The organism is Microbacterium sp. NPDC060117, from assembly GCF_042729315.1.
In the GTDB taxonomy this organism is placed as follows: domain Bacteria; phylum Actinomycetota; class Actinomycetes; order Actinomycetales; family Microbacteriaceae; genus Microbacterium.
Genome location: NZ_JBHWXR010000001.1, coordinates 1294912 through 1311544 on the forward strand (window position 1 = coordinate 1294912; position 16633 = coordinate 1311544).

The window sequence follows — 16633 nt, forward strand, 5'->3', positions numbered from 1 at the left end:
CCCGCCGGCCGCGCGCCCGGCCTGATCACCGCCCCGCGAGCAGCTCGCGCAGCCGGGTGACCTCTTCGGCCGGCATGGAGTAGGTGTGCTCGGGCGCGGGGTATACGCTTCCGCGCACCTCGTCGGCGTAGGCGGTCACGCCGCCGATCGCCGCCGTCCGCAGATCTGCATAGCGCTTGACGAACTTCGCCGCGCCGCCGTCGTAGATGCCGAGCAGGTCGTGGAACACGAGCACCTGACCGTCGGTGGCCGATCCGGCTCCGATCCCGATGACCGGGATGTCGATGAGCGGCATGAGCGCGGCGGTGAGCTCGCTCGGCACGGCCTCGACGACGAGCAGCGCGCAGCCCGCGTCCTGCAACGCGATCGCGCTGTCGATCACGGCGAGCGCGGCCTCGGCGGTGCGACCCTGCGAGCGGTAGCCGCCGAGCGACGTCGCCGTCTGCGGGGTGAGTCCGACGTGGCCGACGACGGGGATCCCGGCCTCCACCAGCGCCCGCGCGCGCTGCACCGAGGTGCCGCCGCGCTCGATCTTGACGAGGTCGCAGCCGGTCTCCTTCACGAAGCGCTGAGCCGTGGCGAGCGCCTGCGCGTCGGAGGTCTCGTACGAGCCGAAGGGCAGATCGGCGACGAGCAGCGGCTTGGTGAGCCCACGCCGCACGGCCTTCGTGAGCATGATCATCTCGTCGACCGACACCGGCACCGTGCTGTCGTAACCGAGCACCGTCATCGCCGCGGAGTCGCCCACGAGCACCATGTCGACGCCCGCCGCCTCGACGATCTGCGCGCCGGGGTGGTCATAGGCGGTGACCATGACGATCGGCTCGCCTGCAGCCTTCTTCTCGGCGAGGTCGCGGAGGGTGAGGCGGCGGGTGGGGGCGGCGTGCGCGCTCATCGTGCGATTCCCGTCAGCAGCTGGTCCACGGCGTCATCGACCTGGATGATCCGGTTCGTCCGGTCGACGTGCACCACCACGGGTGCGTAGTCGGCGAGGTCCTCGCGGGAGTAGTCGGCGTACGAGATGACGATCACGGTGTCGCCGGTGTGCACGAGCCGCGCGGCGGCGCCGTTGACCTGGATCATTCCGGATCCGCGTTCTCCGGCGATCGTGTACGTCTCGAACCGGGATCCGTTGTCGACATCGACGACGTGCACCTGCTCGTGCGGCAGGATGTCGGCCGCGTCGAGCAGGTCGGGATCGATCGTGATGGACCCCACGTAGTGCAGATCGGATCCGGTGATCGTCGCACGGTGGATCTTCGACTTCAGCATGGTGCGTCGCATCAGGCGCTCACTCTCAGGAGGCGGTTATCGATGAGGCGGGCGGCGCCGACGTAGGCGGCGACCGCGAGGAGGCCGTCGCCGGTCAGCGTCGTGACGGGCTGCAGCGTCTCCGCATCGCGCAGCTCGAGGTACTCGGCGCTGATGCCGGCATCGTCCAGGATCTGCCGCGCGGCGTCTTCGATGACGGCGGCCCTGCGCTCCCCCGCTTCGACCAGGGCGTCCGCGGCCTCGAGCGCCCGGTTCAGTGCGACAGCCTGTTGCCGCGCCGCGGGGTCGAGGTAGATGTTGCGCGAGCTCATGGCGAGCCCGTCGGGTTCCCGCACGGTCGGCACGGCCTCGATCCGCACGTCGATGTTCAGGTCGCGCACGAGCCGTCGCACCACGAGCACCTGCTGCGCGTCCTTCTGGCCGAAATAGGCGACGTCCGGGGCGACGATGCCGAACAGCTTGACGACCACCGTCGCGACGCCGTCGAAGTGGTGCGCGCCACGGCTCGCGCCGTCGAGCACGTCGGTGATGCCGGCGATGTGGATCGTGGTCGCGAACCCATCGGGGTAGACCTCGGCCGGCTCGGGAGCGAACAGGATGTCGACGTGCTGCTCCTCCGCCATCGCGGCGTCGCGCGCCTCGTCGCGCGGGTAGCGGCTGAGGTCTTCGTTCGGGCCGAACTGCGTGGGGTTCACGAACAGCGACACCACGACGAGATCGGTGCTCTTCCGGGCCTCCTGCATCAGCGACAGGTGTCCGGCATGGAAGGCGCCCATGGTGGGGACGAGTCCGACGGCCTTCTGTTGGCGCTTGGCCTCGAGGACCGCATCGCGGACCTCGGCGATGGTGCGGATGATCTTCATGCGCGGGTCCCTTCGGAATCCGTGGTCGTTCCCTGATCGGCACCCGGAGTCGTTGAGGACCCCGCGCCGACCGCACCCGTGGTCGTTGAGCGAGCGAAGCGAGACGAAACGCCGTCACCCCGGTACGCACCCGGGGTCGTTGAGCGAACGGAGCGAGACGAAACGCCGTCGCCTTCGGGATCGGCGAGCACGCGGGTCCGCGCGATCAGCGCATCGAAGAACTCCAGGAGCTCCGGGTCGCCGTCGGCGATCGCCGCGCGCTGCCGAGCGGCGGTGGCCTCGTCACCGCGGGCGATCGGTCCGGTGAGCGATTCCGCGGCGCCGCGATCCGCCCAGTTGTCGACGGTCTGCCGCACGAGCGGCGCGAGGACCGCGCGCGCCTCGACCGCGGGGATCCCCACGGATCCGGCGACCCGCTCGGCCGCATCGAGCACGGCCAGGAGCAGGTTCGAGGCGATCGAAGCAGACGCGTGATACCCGGCGCGGTGCGCGTCCTCGACCTGGAACGGGTGCGCGCCGAGAGCCCGAGCAATGCTCTCCGCGGTCGCGAGCGCCTCCGACGTCCGCCCGTCGACCGCGGCGCCGATGCCGTGGAAGACGCTGGGCTGCTCGGATCCGGTGAACGTCTGCAACGGGTGGATGCTGAAGTCGACGTCGTCGAGCCCCGTCGCTCCGGAGACGTGGCCGACGAGCATCGCGTGCGGGCGCGCTGCCAACGCAGCAACGTGGATCGCCGCATCGGGCACGCACAGAATCGCGATGTCGACCGCCGGAATCGCGTCGTCGCGGCGGAGCGGCCCGCTGACCGTGAACCCGGCGTCCGTCAGGGCTCGCGCGAGCACGCCACCGAGCCGCCCAGCACCGACGACGGCGATACTGCGGTCAGGGCTCGCAGGCAGCGAGGGGGAGGTCGAGTTCATTGTTGGACCCCGGCCGGGATCGACGTCCGGGACGGGTCGAGTATCCGCCCGCGACGGGATCCGAGCCAAATCGGAGATCAGAACAAGAACTCAAACTACGCTGTCCATAGCAGATATGATCATCAAATGGATTGGCTGACTTATATATTGCTCTCCGATTGATCCGTCACGTTCACCCTCTTGCTGGAGTGCTTTGCGCCACCGAATCCATTCGAGACGCCGCTCAGAAGAGATGGGTCGCTTCGCCCCTAGTGCCAAGCCAGCGCTGGGAACCGGCCGTTTGGGAGTCTGGGCGACCGGATCAGCGTCAAGATCGGGACCACTCAACCGATAGCGATGCACTGCTCTGCGTTTCGTCGAACAGGGGGTGCTGACGCGTTCCCTAAACGCCACGCGCCGCTCACGAGCTTGACCCGGGAGCGGGGTCAGATCTGCGAGGTCGCCAGAACTGCCGAAGCGATGGGCACCACCTGTCCGCGGTCTCGATAGGCTGCGTGAAACCGGAACCAAGTGCTGGGAGCACCGCGTGAAGAAGCAGATCAATGTCGTTGGCGCAGTTGTCATGCGTAACGGCACGGTACTTTCAGCGCAGCGCAGTCCGCTCATGTCGCTCGCCGGGTCTTGGGAGTTCCCCGGCGGCAAGATCGAGCCCGGCGAGACTCCCCAGGACGCGCTGGCACGCGAGATGCGCGAAGAGCTTCTCTGCACGATATCCATCGGGGACCATGTCGAAACGACCGCACACGAGTACGACTTCGGCGTGGTAACGCTTACTACGTTCTATGCAACGCTCATTGACGGTGAGCCCAAGCTCACTGAGCACTCCGAGATTCGCTGGATCCCCGTGCCGGATCTCCTGAGCGTGGACTGGGCTCCTGCAGACGTGCCTGCCGTCGAGCGCATCATGCGCGATCACACAGCGTAGTCATGACGCCAGTGACCGACCCGTCGAGGATCACGCTCGACAACACCTTCGGTTTCCTGGACCGTACCGTCTCGTCGGAGCAGTTGTTCCATCCTCTGCTGGTCTCCAACACCGACGGCAACACGATGGTGAAGGCCATCTCAAGTGAGCTTCGCCGCGCCAAGAGCTTCACGTTCTCGGTCGCTTTCGTGGAGGCCAGTGCCGTTTCACTCCTCAAGCAACCACTCCTGGACTTTGAGGGCCGCGGCACGCTCATCACGTCGACGTACCTCGGCTTCAACTCTCCGAGCGCGTTCCGCGAGCTCCTCAACATGCCGCGTACCGACGTCTACGTGGTGGACCCTCCGCAGGGCGGGTTTCACGCCAAGGGGTATCTGTTCACTCACCGTGACGACAGCACCACTGCCATCATCGGAAGCTCCAATCTCACTGCGTCGGCGCTGATCAAGAACCACGAGTGGAATCTGCGCTTCTCTGCGCTCCCCGAAGGCGACATCGTTGAGCAGCTTGATCGAGTTATCTCCGTGCAGCTCGCCAACGCGAAGCCACTCACGAGCGAGTGGATTGACGAATACGAGCGCACCTATGTCGCTCCAGCTCGAGGAGCATTAGTTCTCCCCGGCGGCAACGCAACTACGAGCATCGTGCCGAACCAAATGCAGCTGGATGCTCTCGAAGAGATACGTAAGGTCCGGGTCGCCGGCGAGACTCGAGCGGTAATCGTATCCGCGACGGGCACCGGCAAGACGATCCTCTCCGCACTCGATGTGCAGTCGTTCGATCCGCAGCGGATGCTCTTTGTCGTCCATCGTGACCAGATCCTGGATCGCGCGATCGAAGAATTCCAACGTGTCCTTGGCGCACCGCATTCAGATTTCGGGAAGTTCGTTGGTGGTCGCCGGGAGCTGGACCGACGCTATGTCTTCGGGATGATCAACACCATCTCTCGACCCGAAGCCCTGGCGACAATCCTCCCCGACCAGTTCGACTACGTACTGATCGATGAGGTACATCGCGCTGGAGCCCCGTCCTATAGACGCCTTATCGAACATCTGAAACCCAAGTTCCTTCTCGGCGTCACAGCCACTCCCGAGCGAACCGACGACTTCAACGTCTTCGAGCTCTTCGACTTCAACGTGCCCTATGAGATTCGACTTCAGCGAGCTCTCGAGGAGGACATGCTCGCACCGTTCCACTATTTCGGCGTGACGGACTTCGAAGTCGACGGCGAAGTAGTCAACGACGCCACCCAACTGAGCTTGCTCGTAGCGCCTGAACGCGCGAACCACGTTGTCGAAGCGCTCACGACGTACGGCCACGCGGGAGTTCCGGTGCGAGGGTTGATGTTCTGCAGCCGCAAGGACGAGGCTCGGGATCTCTCACGCTTACTCAACGAGAGGACGGTTCACGGAAAGCGGCTGCGGACCAAGGTTCTCACCGGCGACAACACCATCGCGGAACGTGAGGATGTCGTCGCCGAACTTGAAGCAGGCTCACTCGACTACGTCTTGACCGTCGACGTCTTCAATGAGGGCATCGACATCCCGTCTGTCAATCAGGTGGTGATGCTGCGGCAGACGCAATCCAGCATCGTGTTCACTCAACAGCTTGGGCGTGGGCTTCGCAAAACGGCGGGCAAGGATCACCTGATCGTCATTGACTTCATCGGCAACTATGCAAACAACTACCTGATCCCCATCGCCCTCTTCGGGAACACTTCGCTCAACAAAGATTCGATCCGTCGCAGCATGATCGATTCCCAGGAGGCAGGCGCAATCTCGGGTCTGTCCAGTGTGAACTTCGATCAGATCTCGAAAGAGCGGATCTTTGCGTCGCTTGCGGACACAAAGCTCGACAGCATCCAGAACCTCAAGCGGACCATCTCTGAGATGGCCAACAGACTTGGCAAGACACCAAAACTAATGGACTTTGCACGTTTCGACAGCGCTGATCCCGTGGTGCTTGCCACAACGAGGGATAGTTTCTGGCACTTGCTCTGTGCTGTGAGGCAGGAGTCGCAATTGCCCACGGAAGATCAGTCCGGTCCGTTGAAGTACGTGTCCCGCGAGCTTCTCAACGGCAAACGACCACATGAGTTGCTGGTCCTGGACGAGCTGTTCCGGAGTGATGCGACGCTCTCCACTCGTGACCTCGCGGAGCTTCTTGAACGCAACGGCTGCGTCTTGGAGAGTCGGACACTGCGGTCCGTTAGCCGAGTACTCACGCAGGAGTTCTTCACTGCACCACAACGCGCTCAGTACGGGCCTCCGCTCGTAGTAAGCGACGATCACGAGCGCTTAACACTCAGCGATGATGCCAAGAGGCTCCTGAGCGATGGGTTGTTCGCCCGCCACATTCGAGACGTGATCGAGACAGGACTGTATCTGGCACGACACCGCTATCGCTGGTCCAGCGGGCTGGAGGTTGGGGAACGCTACTCCCGAAAAGACGTCTGCCGCCTTCTCAATTGGGACAACAACGAGGAGGGCACGATCAATGGTTACAAGGTCGACGCGACGTCGGCGACGTGCCCCATCTTCGTTACGTATCACAAGCACGAGGATGTGTCGGCAAGCACGGCCTACGGTGACGAGTTCCTCAACGAATCCGAGATGCACTGGTTCACCCGCAGCCGCCGAACGCTCGGCAGCGCGGAAGTGATAACCATCGTCGATAACGCAGTGCCACTGCACCTCTTCGCGAAGAAGGATGACGTCGAAGGCCGTGACTTCTACTACCTTGGCCGCGCACATTCGTCATCCGCGAGACAGACACAGATGCCCGATGAGGGCGGCGCGCTCCTCAACGTCGTGACGATGACGCTGGGTGTTGAATCGCCAATCGAGGCGAGCCTTTACGACTACTTCGTGGCGAACGCTCCTCGGCCGAAGCCCTGATCCGCTAGCCTCGCCCCATGCCATCCCCTGCGACCCTCGCCGCCCTCCGCGCATTCGTCGAGGAGCGGGACTGGGACCAGTTCCACTCGCCGGAGAACCTCGCCAAGAGCATCGCGATCGAATCCGGGGAGCTGCTCGAGTGCTTCCAATGGGGCAGTGAATTCGACCAGACGCGCGTCGAAGAAGAGCTCGCTGACGTCGTCACTTACTGCATCCACCTGGCAAACCGGATCGGCGTCGATCTGGACGAGATTGTCCTGCGCAAGCTCGAGTCGACGCGGGCGAAGTATCCAGCGGATCAGGCACGGGGGCGCATGGCGAAGTACACGCAGCTTGCATTCGAACGCGAGGAGAGCGGTGGACACAAAGCCGGCGCGGAGTCCACCGATGCCGAGGGCGGATCCGGCGCCGCGTGGGCCGCCGAAGCCGCCAACGCTGACCACCCGACGGTCCCGGATCAGCCATGACAGGCTTCCGCATCGAGCACTTGCCGTTCCGGCGTATCGCGGTCGACGAGCAGGCTCAGGGCGACTCGCGCCTCTCCAACTGGCCCGTCGTTTATGTCATCGACGGCAACCGACGGCAGCCGAAATCCGGACTCTATGTCGGTGAAACAGTAAACGCATACCAGCGGATGGTGCAGCACCTCGCCGGCACGAAGAAGAGCGCCCGCCTCGACACTGTTCGCGTCATCATCGACGAGCGCTTCAACAAGTCGGTGTGTCTCGACCTCGAGTCGCATCTGATCCGTTGGTTCTCTGGTGACGCGCAGTACGAGGTGCTCAATAGCAACGCCGGGCTCACTGCGGACGCGCAGTACTTCGACCGCGCCGCCTATCGCGAGTCGTTCGCGAAGATCTTCGAGAATCTGCGCGAGGAGGGCCTCTTCGCGCAGAGCATCTCCGAGATCGAGAACAGCGACATGTTCAAGCTGTCACCGTTCAAGGCACTCAACCAGGACCAGAACATCGCGGTCGACAACATCCTCAAAGTCCTCATCGAAGACCTTCAAGCGCCCTCGCGCGGATCGACGCTCGTGGTGAACGGCGGTCCTGGCACCGGCAAAACGATCGTCGCCATCTTCATGATGAAGCTGCTCGCCGATATCGCGGCCTACACGCCCGGGGATGATATCGACCAGGACTCGCTCTTCGCCGACTACTTCCTCGAAGGACATCGCGAACCGCTCGCGAGGCTGCACATCGCGCTCGTGATTCCTCAACAGTCCCTTCGCACGTCAGTTCAGCGCGTGTTCCGCAAGACGCCGGGCCTGGATCCGAAAACCGTCCTGAGCCCGTTCCAGTTCGCCGAGTCCACCGAGCAGTTCGATCTCGTCTTCGTCGACGAAGCCCACCGACTGGGGCAGCGCGCGAACCAGGCGTCCGGCGGGCAGAACAAGAAGTTCCCGCGCATCAATGAGGCGCTCTACGGTCGCGATGATCCGTCGTTCACGCAACTCGACTGGATCCGTACCCGTAGTCGCCATCAAATCCTGCTCGTCGACGAACTGCAGAGCGTGCGGCCGCACGACCTCGCGCCGCAGACGCTTCAGCAGATCATGCGAGCAGCGAAGGATGGCGACCACTACTTCCATCTCATGACACAGATGCGAGTGAAGGCGGGTGCCGACTACGTCGGGTTCGTGCGCGCGGCGCTGCGCGGTGAGGATCCTGTTCGCCCTGACCTCGACGACTACGACCTGCGCTTCTTTGACGATCTCAGCGAGATGAGAGCCGCGATCCGCGACGTCGAGAAAGGGTACGGGCTTGCCCGGCTCGTGGCCGGGTTCGCCTGGGACTGGGTCACTAAGCAGCGCAAAGGCAAGAAGCGTCTCGCCGACTTCGACTTCGACTTCGAGATCGACGACGAGCGACTGCTCTGGAACGTCACCGACAAGGACTGGATCAACTCCTCGGGCGCGATCGATCAGGTGGGTTCCATCCACACCGTGCAGGGTTACGACCTCAATTACGCGGGCGTGATCATCGGCCCCGATCTGCGGCTGGATCCGGCAACTGGGCAAATCGTCGCCGACCGCGAGAACTATCGCGACAAGAAGGGCAAAGAGAAGACCGGTTCCTTCGCCGGCGGATTCTCCGACGAGCAGTTGCTCGCCTTCATCCGCAACATCTACGGCGTGCTGCTTACCCGCGGAATTCTCGGGACCTTTGTCTACGTGTGCGACCCCGGTCTGCGGGAGCGGCTGCGGGCTGTGTTCGGCAACTGACAGACATCCGTCCAACGCGCGGCGCGCGCATGCGAGCCAGACGTTGCGGATCCGGTCCGCGCCACGCGCCGGCGACGCGCCGGGAAAGTCCGCGGCCGCTGGTTGGCTGGACGGATGGAGATCTCCACGCTGGTCCTGCTCGTCATCGTCGCCGTGCTGGTGATCGCGTTCGCGCTCACGGCGTGGGGGCTGAGCAGGCGCAACCGCCGGACGAGGGACGAGTTGCAGCGCCGCTTCGCCGACGAGGAGAGCTCACTCGTCGAGCGCCAGGCCAGCGCGACGCGCGAGCTGCAGAGCACGCACAGCGAGACGCTCGCCACCCTGACCACGCGGCATGACACCGAGATCAAGCAACGCCTCGATGCGCACGAAGAGCAGGTGCGATCGCTCATCGCCGAGCGCGACGCGGCAATCGCGAACGAGGAGGGGTCCCGTCTGCTCGCAGGTCGCGGACTGCGGTGGGAGCTCGCGTCGCGCGAAGTTCTCGTCGACGCATGCGAGGTGGCCAGGCTCGACGCGATCGTCGCGACGAACATCGTCTTCTCGCCGCATGACGAAGGATCCATCGCGCCCTACTGCGCGCAGCTCGATCACCTGGTGATCACCGAGAAGGCCGTCGTGCTGGTCGACAGCAAGAACTGGAAGGGCCTCATCCTCGACGGCAAGAAGCCGTCGACGCTCGCGGGCGCACTGGGGGTGCTGTTCGACGAGAGCGCGCTGCCGCCGTCGTTCGCGATCGCCGTCTCGCGAGACGGCGGGGAGCGTCTCGACGTGCGCACGCTGCTCGGCTCGGAATCCCCTGCCTCTCAGGTGCGCCGTCAGGCCCGTCGCTTCTATCAGCACCTCTCTGCACGGCACGGATCCGCGCCCTACCTGCAGACCTGCGTGTTCTACTCGCACCCCGACGCGCGCGTATGGACCGGAGGGCTCGACGAGACCGCGAAGGCGCAGCCCACGCGGATCGCATCCGTCCGCACGATCCAGAAGGCGCTCCTCGACGCGCAGACGGGCGGCCCGGCCGGCCCCTCATCGCACCAGCTCACGCAGCTCGTCACGACGGTGCGCGAACTCGGCGCCGACCTGCACGGCACAGGTCGCTTCGCCGCGGAGTTCCGCAGCTCGGTGCCGCTGAACTTCCGGATGCCCGCGCACGGAACGCTGTCTGCCCACACCGGGACCGCGGAGGGACCGCGGATCCGGGAGCGCCGCGGGGCGTAGGCCTGAGGCGGCCGGCTTCGGCTCTGTATCGGGTCAGCAGCCGGGGGCCTTGGGACGTTCCAGGCAGGTGCCCTGAACCAGGGCCGTATGCGCCTTGACGACGCGGATCTGCTGGCTCGCGGGCGGGCCGTTCAGCGTGCCGTTGATCGGGATCCAGCCGGTGCCGAGATCGATGCCGGCGGCATAGGTGACGGTGACGGTCACCGTGTAGGCGCCGGGCTGCTTATAGACGTGGCTCGTGTCGGTGGGCGTGAACTGCGCCTGCCCGCTCGCGTCCCAGGCCGTGCCCGGCGTGGTGCTCGTGCGCTGCTCACCGTCGCCGTAGTCGAACGCGTAGTTCACCGGCGTGAATCGGATGGTGAGCGCCCGGCCGAGGATCGTGCCTGGGATCGTCTCGGTCTTGGCGCTGCTCAGGAAGTTCGCCGGGAGTCCGACGACCGCGACGTTGTCGGGCTCGCCGGTGACGGTCGCTGTGGACGGGACGAAGCGCGCCAAGTCTGAGACCGTGACGCTCCAGCCGGGGACGGTGGGAGACGGTTGCCCGTTTGCGACACCCAGGGGTGCGAGAGTGCGGCAGAAGGCACTGGGCGGCCCGGGGGTTGCGGCGCAGATTTCATATGGGGACGGTTCTGCGGTGCCGGCGTCACCTGGGGTGCCCGGGTCACCGGGGCTGCTGCCGCCTGGACCTCCCACATTGTTGGTCTCGCTGCCCGTCAAGGTGATTCCGTCACCCGTATTGTCCCCACACAAACCCAAGATCTGTCTCGCCTCGTCGCATTCAGGCGCAGACTGCGCACCGGCTCTGGCAGTCCCCAAGGGGAATAAGGACAAAATGACCGCCACGAGAACGCCCGGCGCCTTTCGTCCTACCGCGCTTCGCATTGAGACTTCCCTGACATTGAGCTGGAGACAGCGAGCATCCCATCCGCAGAACGATCGAACTGCAGGTTCAACGGAACCGTCAGCGGCCGGCTTGCCGGTGTAACATCCGAGCCGCTCGAGTCTTTGACGCGAGTGCCAGAGACATCCACGCAGGCGTTTGCTTCCACCTTCGAAGAGGCGGAGTCATACCCAACGCCTGAGAACCAAATGAGCTTGATGTCTCCTGACAATGTAAGGCCCTGTTTATGAAGCTCCCGCGCGGAATCTATTGACGACTCCAGCGCGCCACCAATCAAGAACTTTGCCGAGTCTGGCGTCTCGATGCCGTTTCGGTTTGCATTCGCTGCATCCACATAGTCCCGGTACACCTGTTCCGCGGCCTTGAATGCCTCCGCCTCGCTCGTGAACAGCGGGGTCGGGGTGGGCTTGGGACCAGGGCCGGGGGTGCAGCCGACCAGACCTACTGCGGCGGCGACGAGCACCACGGCGATGCCCGCTCGCAGCGGCTCCATGAGGCGGCCGGCACGACCGGCCGTTGCCATGAGAGCACTGCGTCGAGGTTTCACTCCCACACCGTAACCGGATCCGGAGCGCCGCCGGGGGAGTTATCCACAGGCACACCTCCGGGCAGCGTGCCGCGTTTCGTCTCGCTTCGCTCGCTCAACGACCCCAAAGGTCGACATCGACCAGGCCACCATCGACCACGCCATGACGAACACCTACGGCACCATCCGGCAGGACTTCATCACGGGCATCCGCTAACCGACCGGCACGGCACCTCACATCCGACCCAAAGGGGTGGGGGGAAGCCCCCAAAAGGCCAGCCAGCACCGGACCGCCGGGGTGGGCCCGGCGCTACGTTCCGTCGCTCGGTCAACGACCTCGGGGCGGCGCCGCGATCCCCTGCATCACGAGGTCCACGAGCCCGTCGACGCGTTCCGCCGTGAGGGGCCGGCCGAGCAGCGCCGCATACGACGACGCCGCGACGAACTGGTCCGCGACGGCGGTCGGATCCGCGTCGGCGCGCACCGAACCGTCCTCCTGGGCGCGGGCGATGCGGGCGACGATCCACGACACGATCGGATCCGCGAAACGGTGGTTCAGGGCCTCGCCCAGCGCCGGATCCGTGGCGGTCACCGCGATGAGCGCACGGGCGAGCTCGACGTTCTCCGCGCGGGACAGGTGCTCCCCCGCTGTTGCGAACCAGGCCCGCAGATCCGCTGCCAGATCGCCGGAGAAAGGTAGCGCGACGTCGGCTCCCGGAAGCGCCCCCGCGAGCAGTGCCTCGCCGAGGATCGCCGCCTTCGACGGCCACCAGCGGTAGATCGTCTGCTTCGAGACGCCGGCCTCGGTGGCGAGGCCCTCGATGGTCACGGCGGCGTAGCCGTCTGCGGCGAGCGCGCCTCGCATCGCGGCCAGCACCGACTGGCGGGCGTTCTCACTGCGCGGACGGGGCACCCTTCGAGAGTAGCGAGGTGTACGCTCAGCAATAAGTGGACGCACCGTTGCGAAACTCGATCGCGACCCAGAAGGGGAGCGGCGCGACGGATCGGATCCACGAGCGAACGAAGGAGACACCCATGGCCCTGACCGCGAATTCCTCCATCGGCGACTGGCTGGCCGACCCGACCGGCGGCGACCTGATCCGCGGGCTGCTGGCGCAGTCCGGAGCGAGCGCCGACTCGCTCACCCCTGTGCTCGGACTGCCCCTGCAGCAGCTCGTCGTGATGAGCCAGGGCGCCATGCCGCAGTCCGTGGTCGACGACCTCGTCCGCGCGGCGAACGGCGGCGAGCTCCTCGAGGACGTCGCTCCGAGCGGCTGGACCGAGCAGACGACCCCCGGCCGCTTCGCCGGCAAGACCGTGATCGTCACTGGCGCCGCCTCGGGCATCGGCAGGGCCACGGCCTCCCGCATCGCGCGTGAGGGTGGCCGCGTCATCGCCTGCGACATCGCCGCGGACAAGCTCGACGCCCTGAGCACGGAACTGCCCGGCATCGTGACCGTGGCCGGCGACCTGACCCAGCAGGACGCGATCGACCGTGTCGTCGCCGCAGCGGGTGACCGCATCGATGGCCTCGCCAACGTCGCCGGCATCAACGACGACTTCTCCCCCGCCGGCGAGACGCCCGACGCCGTCTGGGACCGCGTGATCGCGATCAACCTCACCGCGCCGTTCAAGCTCATGCGTGCGGTGCTGCCGCTCATGGAGGCGGCCGGACGCGGATCCATCCTCAACGTGTCGAGCGAGGCGGGCCTGCGCGGCAACGCGTCGGGCAACGCCTACACCGCCAGCAAGCACGGCATCATCGGCGTCACCAAGTCGGCGGCCTTCATGTACGGCCCCAAGGGGATCCGCGTGAACTCCGTCGCACCCGGCGGCGTCGCGACCGGGATCCCGATGCCTCCGCACATGTCCGAATACGGATCCGGCCGGCTCGCGCCATTCCAGCAGGCGATCCCCACTGTCGCGACCGCCGAGCATCTCGCCGCCTCGATCACGTTCCTGCTCTCGGACGACGCCGTGAACATCAACGGCGCGATCCTCGCCTCCGACGGCGGGTGGTCGGTGCAGTAGCGCGGCACTCGCCTGCGGCGGGCAGGAGCCCGAGGGCGGTCAGGCACCGAGACGACTACTTCCGGCGGCGCACCACCAGCACGACGAACAACGCGACGAAGACGGCGACGAGTGCTCCTGCGGTGATCCCCACGGTTCCTCCCCAGCGATGCGGCCCGAGATGGGCGGCGGGCTTGGATTCTCGCACACGGATGTCGGCGCGCTCCCAGCCGCGATCACCCTTCGCTCGACGTCGTAGCCCGAACGCCGCAACCGGTCAACCCCCTCCGCGCCGCGACAGAACGCCGCTACGGTCGTGCTCGTCACCGGGAGATGGACGCAGGAGGAAGGTTCCCGGCACATGCGGGCTCCTGGGCTTCAGGACCCCGCCAAGCCGCGGAACCCCGAGGATCCGGGCCGGACAGCAACCGGCCCGGATCCTCGCCGCCGATGACGAGCGGATCCACGCAGGTGTTCCGCGTCACCCGCAGGATCCGATCGAAAGGCGTAGCGTCCGGAGCATGGCAATCCTCTACTACGGCGGCTCCGAGCACCCGATCGAGATCGAAGACGTCGCCCTCGCCCACCTGAAGATCGTGATCGCGACGAAGCTCCGCCGCAACGAGAGCTTCACCCTGTCCTGGCGCCACGAAGGCGACCAGCCCCTCGGGCGCTCCACGATCTGGCTGCACCCCTCCATCCCGCTGCGGTTCGAGTTCACCGACCCGACGCCGCCCGAGATCGACCCGCGACGCGTCCAGGCCTACGCGAACTCCGCCAACACCTCCGGAGGGATCCTGCTCCCCGACGAGGCCACGCTCGACCTCTGACGCGCGAGGATCCGGGAGCGCTGTGCGATCGCCGATCCGCGGGCGCGGGTGTGGGTGTCGCCGTCAGGGCGACCGAAGCGACGTCACGATCGGCACACCGTGTGACGATCGGCACACGATTCAGCCGGATCCGCGTGCTGATCGTGACAACGTGTGCTGATCGTCACTCGGGAACGAGTCGGCGACCGTCAGCTGCCGAGACCGTCGTCGAAGACCTGCAGTGCCGAGGTGTCGTTCGTGGCGTCGGTACGCGTGAGGCGCTTACCGCGGAAGAAGTCGGGGGCGACCCTCGCCTGGACGAACATGAGGATCACGCCGAGACCCAGCACGGTGACGCCGATGATGCCGACCAAGCCGACCCCACCGATGTTGCTGCCGGATCCGGCGTTCGGATCCATCGCGTCGATGGTCGTCTTGACGAACACGATCAGCAGCAGGATCCCGCCGAGGCCGGGCAGCACGATCTTCATCATGATCGAGCCGAAGCCCTCGCGGATCGCCGCCTTGCGGAAGTACCAGGGGCTCGCGAGCGCCGTGACGCCGTAGTAGAAGCACACCATCATGCCGAGGGCCGTGATCGTGTCCCACAGCACGTCCTCGCTGATGAAGCGCATGACGGCGTAGAACACGGAGGCGACGATCGACGAGAGCAGCAGCGCCACGTGCGGCGACTTGTACTTCGGGTGCACCTTCTTCAGCGACGCGGGCAGCGCCCCATAGTGCGACATCGCGAGCAGGGTGCGCGCGGGCGAGATCGCCGTCGAGTTGATCGACGCCATCGCGCTGACCAGGATCGCGAGCGAGAGCAGGATCGCGGCCGGTCCCATGACCGGGTGCGCGAGCGCCGCGAACACGTTCTCGATGATGTCGGGATTGCCCAGCCCGGTCGGGCCGTCGCCGAGACCGGCGAACGCGACGGTGGCGGTCGCCGTGCCGGCGTAGAGCACGACCAGGATCGCCACGAGGATCATCGCGGCCTTGCTCTCGGTCGAGAGGCGTCCCTTCGACGGCTTGGTCTCCTCACCCATGGTGAGCACCGTGTCCCAGCCCCAGTACACGAAGATCGACACCGCGATGCCGGCGGCGAACGCGCTGAAGCTCGACACCTCGAACGGGTTGAACCAGCTCAGCTCGGGCATCTTCGCCTGGGTGTTGGCCGGATTCCCCGCGCCGACGAACATCGCGACCACGAACCACACCATGACCGCCATCTGGAAGATCACGGTGATGTACTGGAAGATCTTCGTCGAGGTCATGCCGCGGTAGGAGATCAGCGTCGCGAGCGCCATGAACGCCAGGCACACCGCGATGTTGATGAACTTGTTCGCGGCGAGGTCCGCGATCGACGGGTCGCCGACGACGATGCTGATCGACTGGAACAGGAACTCGACGGCGATGCCGGCGAGGTTCGACAGCACCAGCACGGTCGCCGCGATCAGGCCCCAGCCGGCCATCCACCCGATCCACGGTCCGAAGGCGCGGGTGGCCCAGGTGAACGACGTGCCCGAGTCGGGCATCGCCGAGTTCAGCGCGCGGTAGCCGAGCGCCACGAGCAGCATCGGGATGAAGCCCATGAGGAAGATCGCGGGGGTCTGGTAGCCGACCTCGCTCGCGGCGGGTCCCACCGCGGCGGTCAGCGTGTACGCCGGCGCACAGGTCGAGATCCCGATCACCAGGGCGCCCAGCACGCCCACGGTGCCGGTCGGCAGACCCTTCTTGCTGATGCCCGTGACGGAGTCGAGGGTCCGCGTGGCCGGATCCGGCACGCCCTGGTCGTACTTCACACTCATGCGAGTCCTGCTTCCTGCGCTCCGTCGCACGGTCGCCCCGATGGCGACACGGTGTCCGGCAACGCTGCGCCCCACCGTCGATTCTATGGGTGGGCTGAAAACGGCGCAGGCGGGGATGCACCGATCAGGTGACGATCTGCACACCATGCGACGATCACCACACCTTCCGGCCGGATCCGTGTGCTGATCGTGACGACGTGTGCTGATCGTGACGACAGCGCCTCGGAACCAGGCGCGGATCCGGGCCGTCGACC

14 protein-coding genes and 1 pseudogene are annotated in these 16633 nt (G+C 65.8%); 7 read left to right on the forward strand and 8 right to left on the reverse strand.

Annotated elements, in window-relative coordinates; all coding sequences use genetic code 11:
* Window positions 1-25: 25 nt before the first annotated feature.
* Genes panB through ACFWCK_RS05825 form a run of 4 tightly spaced genes read right to left on the reverse strand, consistent with a single transcriptional unit; the run spans window position 26 to window position 3055 of the window.
* Window positions 26-895, reverse strand: a complete 870-nt coding sequence (panB, locus tag ACFWCK_RS05810; protein WP_378804971.1) for a 3-methyl-2-oxobutanoate hydroxymethyltransferase — start codon at window positions 893-895, stop codon at window positions 26-28.
* Window positions 892-1284, reverse strand: coding sequence for an aspartate 1-decarboxylase (panD, locus tag ACFWCK_RS05815; RefSeq protein WP_378804972.1), 393 nt, complete (start codon window positions 1282-1284; stop codon window positions 892-894). The genes panB and panD overlap by 4 nt, the downstream gene beginning before the upstream one ends.
* Window positions 1284-2135 carry a pantoate--beta-alanine ligase gene (gene panC, locus ACFWCK_RS05820; RefSeq protein ID WP_378804973.1) on the reverse strand — a complete coding sequence of 284 codons (852 nt, stop codon included), beginning with the start codon at window positions 2133-2135 and terminating at the stop codon, window positions 1284-1286. Before panC ends, panD begins: the two co-directional genes overlap by 1 nt.
* The gene (locus ACFWCK_RS05825; RefSeq protein ID WP_378804974.1) at window positions 2132-3055 is read right to left on the reverse strand and encodes a DUF2520 domain-containing protein; all 924 of its coding nucleotides are present in this window, start codon (window positions 3053-3055) and stop codon (window positions 2132-2134) included. Before ACFWCK_RS05825 ends, panC begins: the two co-directional genes overlap by 4 nt.
* Window positions 3056-3581: 526 nt before the next feature.
* On the opposite strand from ACFWCK_RS05825, the gene ACFWCK_RS05830 reads away from it, so the two are divergent.
* From ACFWCK_RS05830 to ACFWCK_RS05850, 5 genes and pseudogenes are all read left to right on the forward strand, one after another.
* Window positions 3582-3980 carry a (deoxy)nucleoside triphosphate pyrophosphohydrolase gene (locus tag ACFWCK_RS05830; RefSeq protein ID WP_378804975.1) on the forward strand — a complete coding sequence of 133 codons (399 nt, stop codon included), beginning with the start codon at window positions 3582-3584 and terminating at the stop codon, window positions 3978-3980.
* A 2-nt stretch (window positions 3981-3982) separates the two neighbouring features.
* Window positions 3983-6877 carry a DUF3427 domain-containing protein gene (locus ACFWCK_RS05835; RefSeq protein WP_378804976.1) on the forward strand — a complete coding sequence of 965 codons (2895 nt, stop codon included), beginning with the start codon at window positions 3983-3985 and terminating at the stop codon, window positions 6875-6877.
* A 17-nt stretch (window positions 6878-6894) separates the two neighbouring features.
* Window positions 6895-7212: pseudogene (locus tag ACFWCK_RS05840) on the forward strand (nucleotide pyrophosphohydrolase); the annotation flags it as partial.
* 128 nt (window positions 7213-7340) lie between these two features.
* Window positions 7341-9104 (forward strand): DNA/RNA helicase domain-containing protein, encoded by a 1764-nt coding sequence (locus ACFWCK_RS05845; RefSeq protein ID WP_378804977.1) that lies wholly within the window; start codon window positions 7341-7343, stop codon window positions 9102-9104.
* A 114-nt stretch (window positions 9105-9218) separates the two neighbouring features.
* Window positions 9219-10322 carry a nuclease-related domain-containing protein gene (locus ACFWCK_RS05850; protein WP_378804978.1) on the forward strand — a complete coding sequence of 368 codons (1104 nt, stop codon included), beginning with the start codon at window positions 9219-9221 and terminating at the stop codon, window positions 10320-10322.
* A 33-nt stretch (window positions 10323-10355) separates the two neighbouring features.
* Here ACFWCK_RS05850 and ACFWCK_RS05855 read toward each other — a convergent pair whose 3' ends face one another.
* The 3 genes from ACFWCK_RS05855 to ACFWCK_RS05865 form a co-directional block, all read right to left on the reverse strand.
* Window positions 10356-10817 (reverse strand): PKD domain-containing protein, encoded by a 462-nt coding sequence (locus ACFWCK_RS05855; protein WP_378804979.1) that lies wholly within the window; start codon window positions 10815-10817, stop codon window positions 10356-10358.
* Between the two features lie 371 nt (window positions 10818-11188).
* Entirely contained in the window at window positions 11189-11746 is a 558-nt protein-coding gene (locus ACFWCK_RS05860; RefSeq protein WP_378804980.1) for a hypothetical protein, read from the reverse strand.
* 331 nt (window positions 11747-12077) lie between these two features.
* A complete protein-coding gene (locus ACFWCK_RS05865; RefSeq protein WP_378804981.1) occupies window positions 12078-12662 on the reverse strand; it encodes a TetR/AcrR family transcriptional regulator in 585 nt (194 codons plus the stop codon).
* A gap of 122 nt (window positions 12663-12784) precedes the next feature.
* Between ACFWCK_RS05865 and ACFWCK_RS05870 the strand changes: the two genes are divergently transcribed.
* Together ACFWCK_RS05870 and ACFWCK_RS05875 are read left to right on the forward strand one after the other, a co-directional pair.
* Entirely contained in the window at window positions 12785-13780 is a 996-nt protein-coding gene (locus tag ACFWCK_RS05870) for an SDR family NAD(P)-dependent oxidoreductase (RefSeq protein ID WP_378804982.1), read from the forward strand.
* A 500-nt stretch (window positions 13781-14280) separates the two neighbouring features.
* Complete coding sequence (locus ACFWCK_RS05875) at window positions 14281-14589, forward strand: hypothetical protein (protein ID WP_233311656.1); 309 nt, start codon at window positions 14281-14283, stop codon at window positions 14587-14589.
* A gap of 188 nt (window positions 14590-14777) precedes the next feature.
* On the opposite strand, the gene ACFWCK_RS05880 is transcribed toward ACFWCK_RS05875, so the two are convergent.
* Window positions 14778-16379, reverse strand: a complete 1602-nt coding sequence (locus ACFWCK_RS05880; protein WP_378804983.1) for an APC family permease — start codon at window positions 16377-16379, stop codon at window positions 14778-14780.
* Window positions 16380-16633: the final 254 nt, after the last annotated feature.

What these genes read in the sequence shown, in the direction of transcription:
- panC (WP_378804973.1), bottom strand. Translation starts at nt 2,135, where the DNA reads ATGAAGATCATCCGCACCATCGCCGAGGTCCGCGATGCGGTCCTCGAG.
- ACFWCK_RS05875 (WP_233311656.1), top strand. Translation starts at nt 14,281, where the DNA reads ATGGCAATCCTCTACTACGGCGGCTCCGAGCACCCGATCGAGATCGAA.
- ACFWCK_RS05850 (WP_378804978.1), top strand. Translation starts at nt 9,219, where the DNA reads ATGGAGATCTCCACGCTGGTCCTGCTCGTCATCGTCGCCGTGCTGGTG.
- panB (WP_378804971.1), bottom strand. Translation starts at nt 895, where the DNA reads ATGAGCGCGCACGCCGCCCCCACCCGCCGCCTCACCCTCCGCGACCTC.
- panD (WP_378804972.1), bottom strand. Translation starts at nt 1,284, where the DNA reads ATGCGACGCACCATGCTGAAGTCGAAGATCCACCGTGCGACGATCACC.
- ACFWCK_RS05860 (WP_378804980.1), bottom strand. Translation starts at nt 11,746, where the DNA reads ATGGCAACGGCCGGTCGTGCCGGCCGCCTCATGGAGCCGCTGCGAGCG.
- ACFWCK_RS05835 (WP_378804976.1), top strand. Translation starts at nt 3,983, where the DNA reads ATGACGCCAGTGACCGACCCGTCGAGGATCACGCTCGACAACACCTTC.
- ACFWCK_RS05845 (WP_378804977.1), top strand. Translation starts at nt 7,341, where the DNA reads ATGACAGGCTTCCGCATCGAGCACTTGCCGTTCCGGCGTATCGCGGTC.
- ACFWCK_RS05825 (WP_378804974.1), bottom strand. Translation starts at nt 3,055, where the DNA reads ATGAACTCGACCTCCCCCTCGCTGCCTGCGAGCCCTGACCGCAGTATC.
- ACFWCK_RS05870 (WP_378804982.1), top strand. Translation starts at nt 12,785, where the DNA reads ATGGCCCTGACCGCGAATTCCTCCATCGGCGACTGGCTGGCCGACCCG.
- ACFWCK_RS05880 (WP_378804983.1), bottom strand. Translation starts at nt 16,379, where the DNA reads ATGAGTGTGAAGTACGACCAGGGCGTGCCGGATCCGGCCACGCGGACC.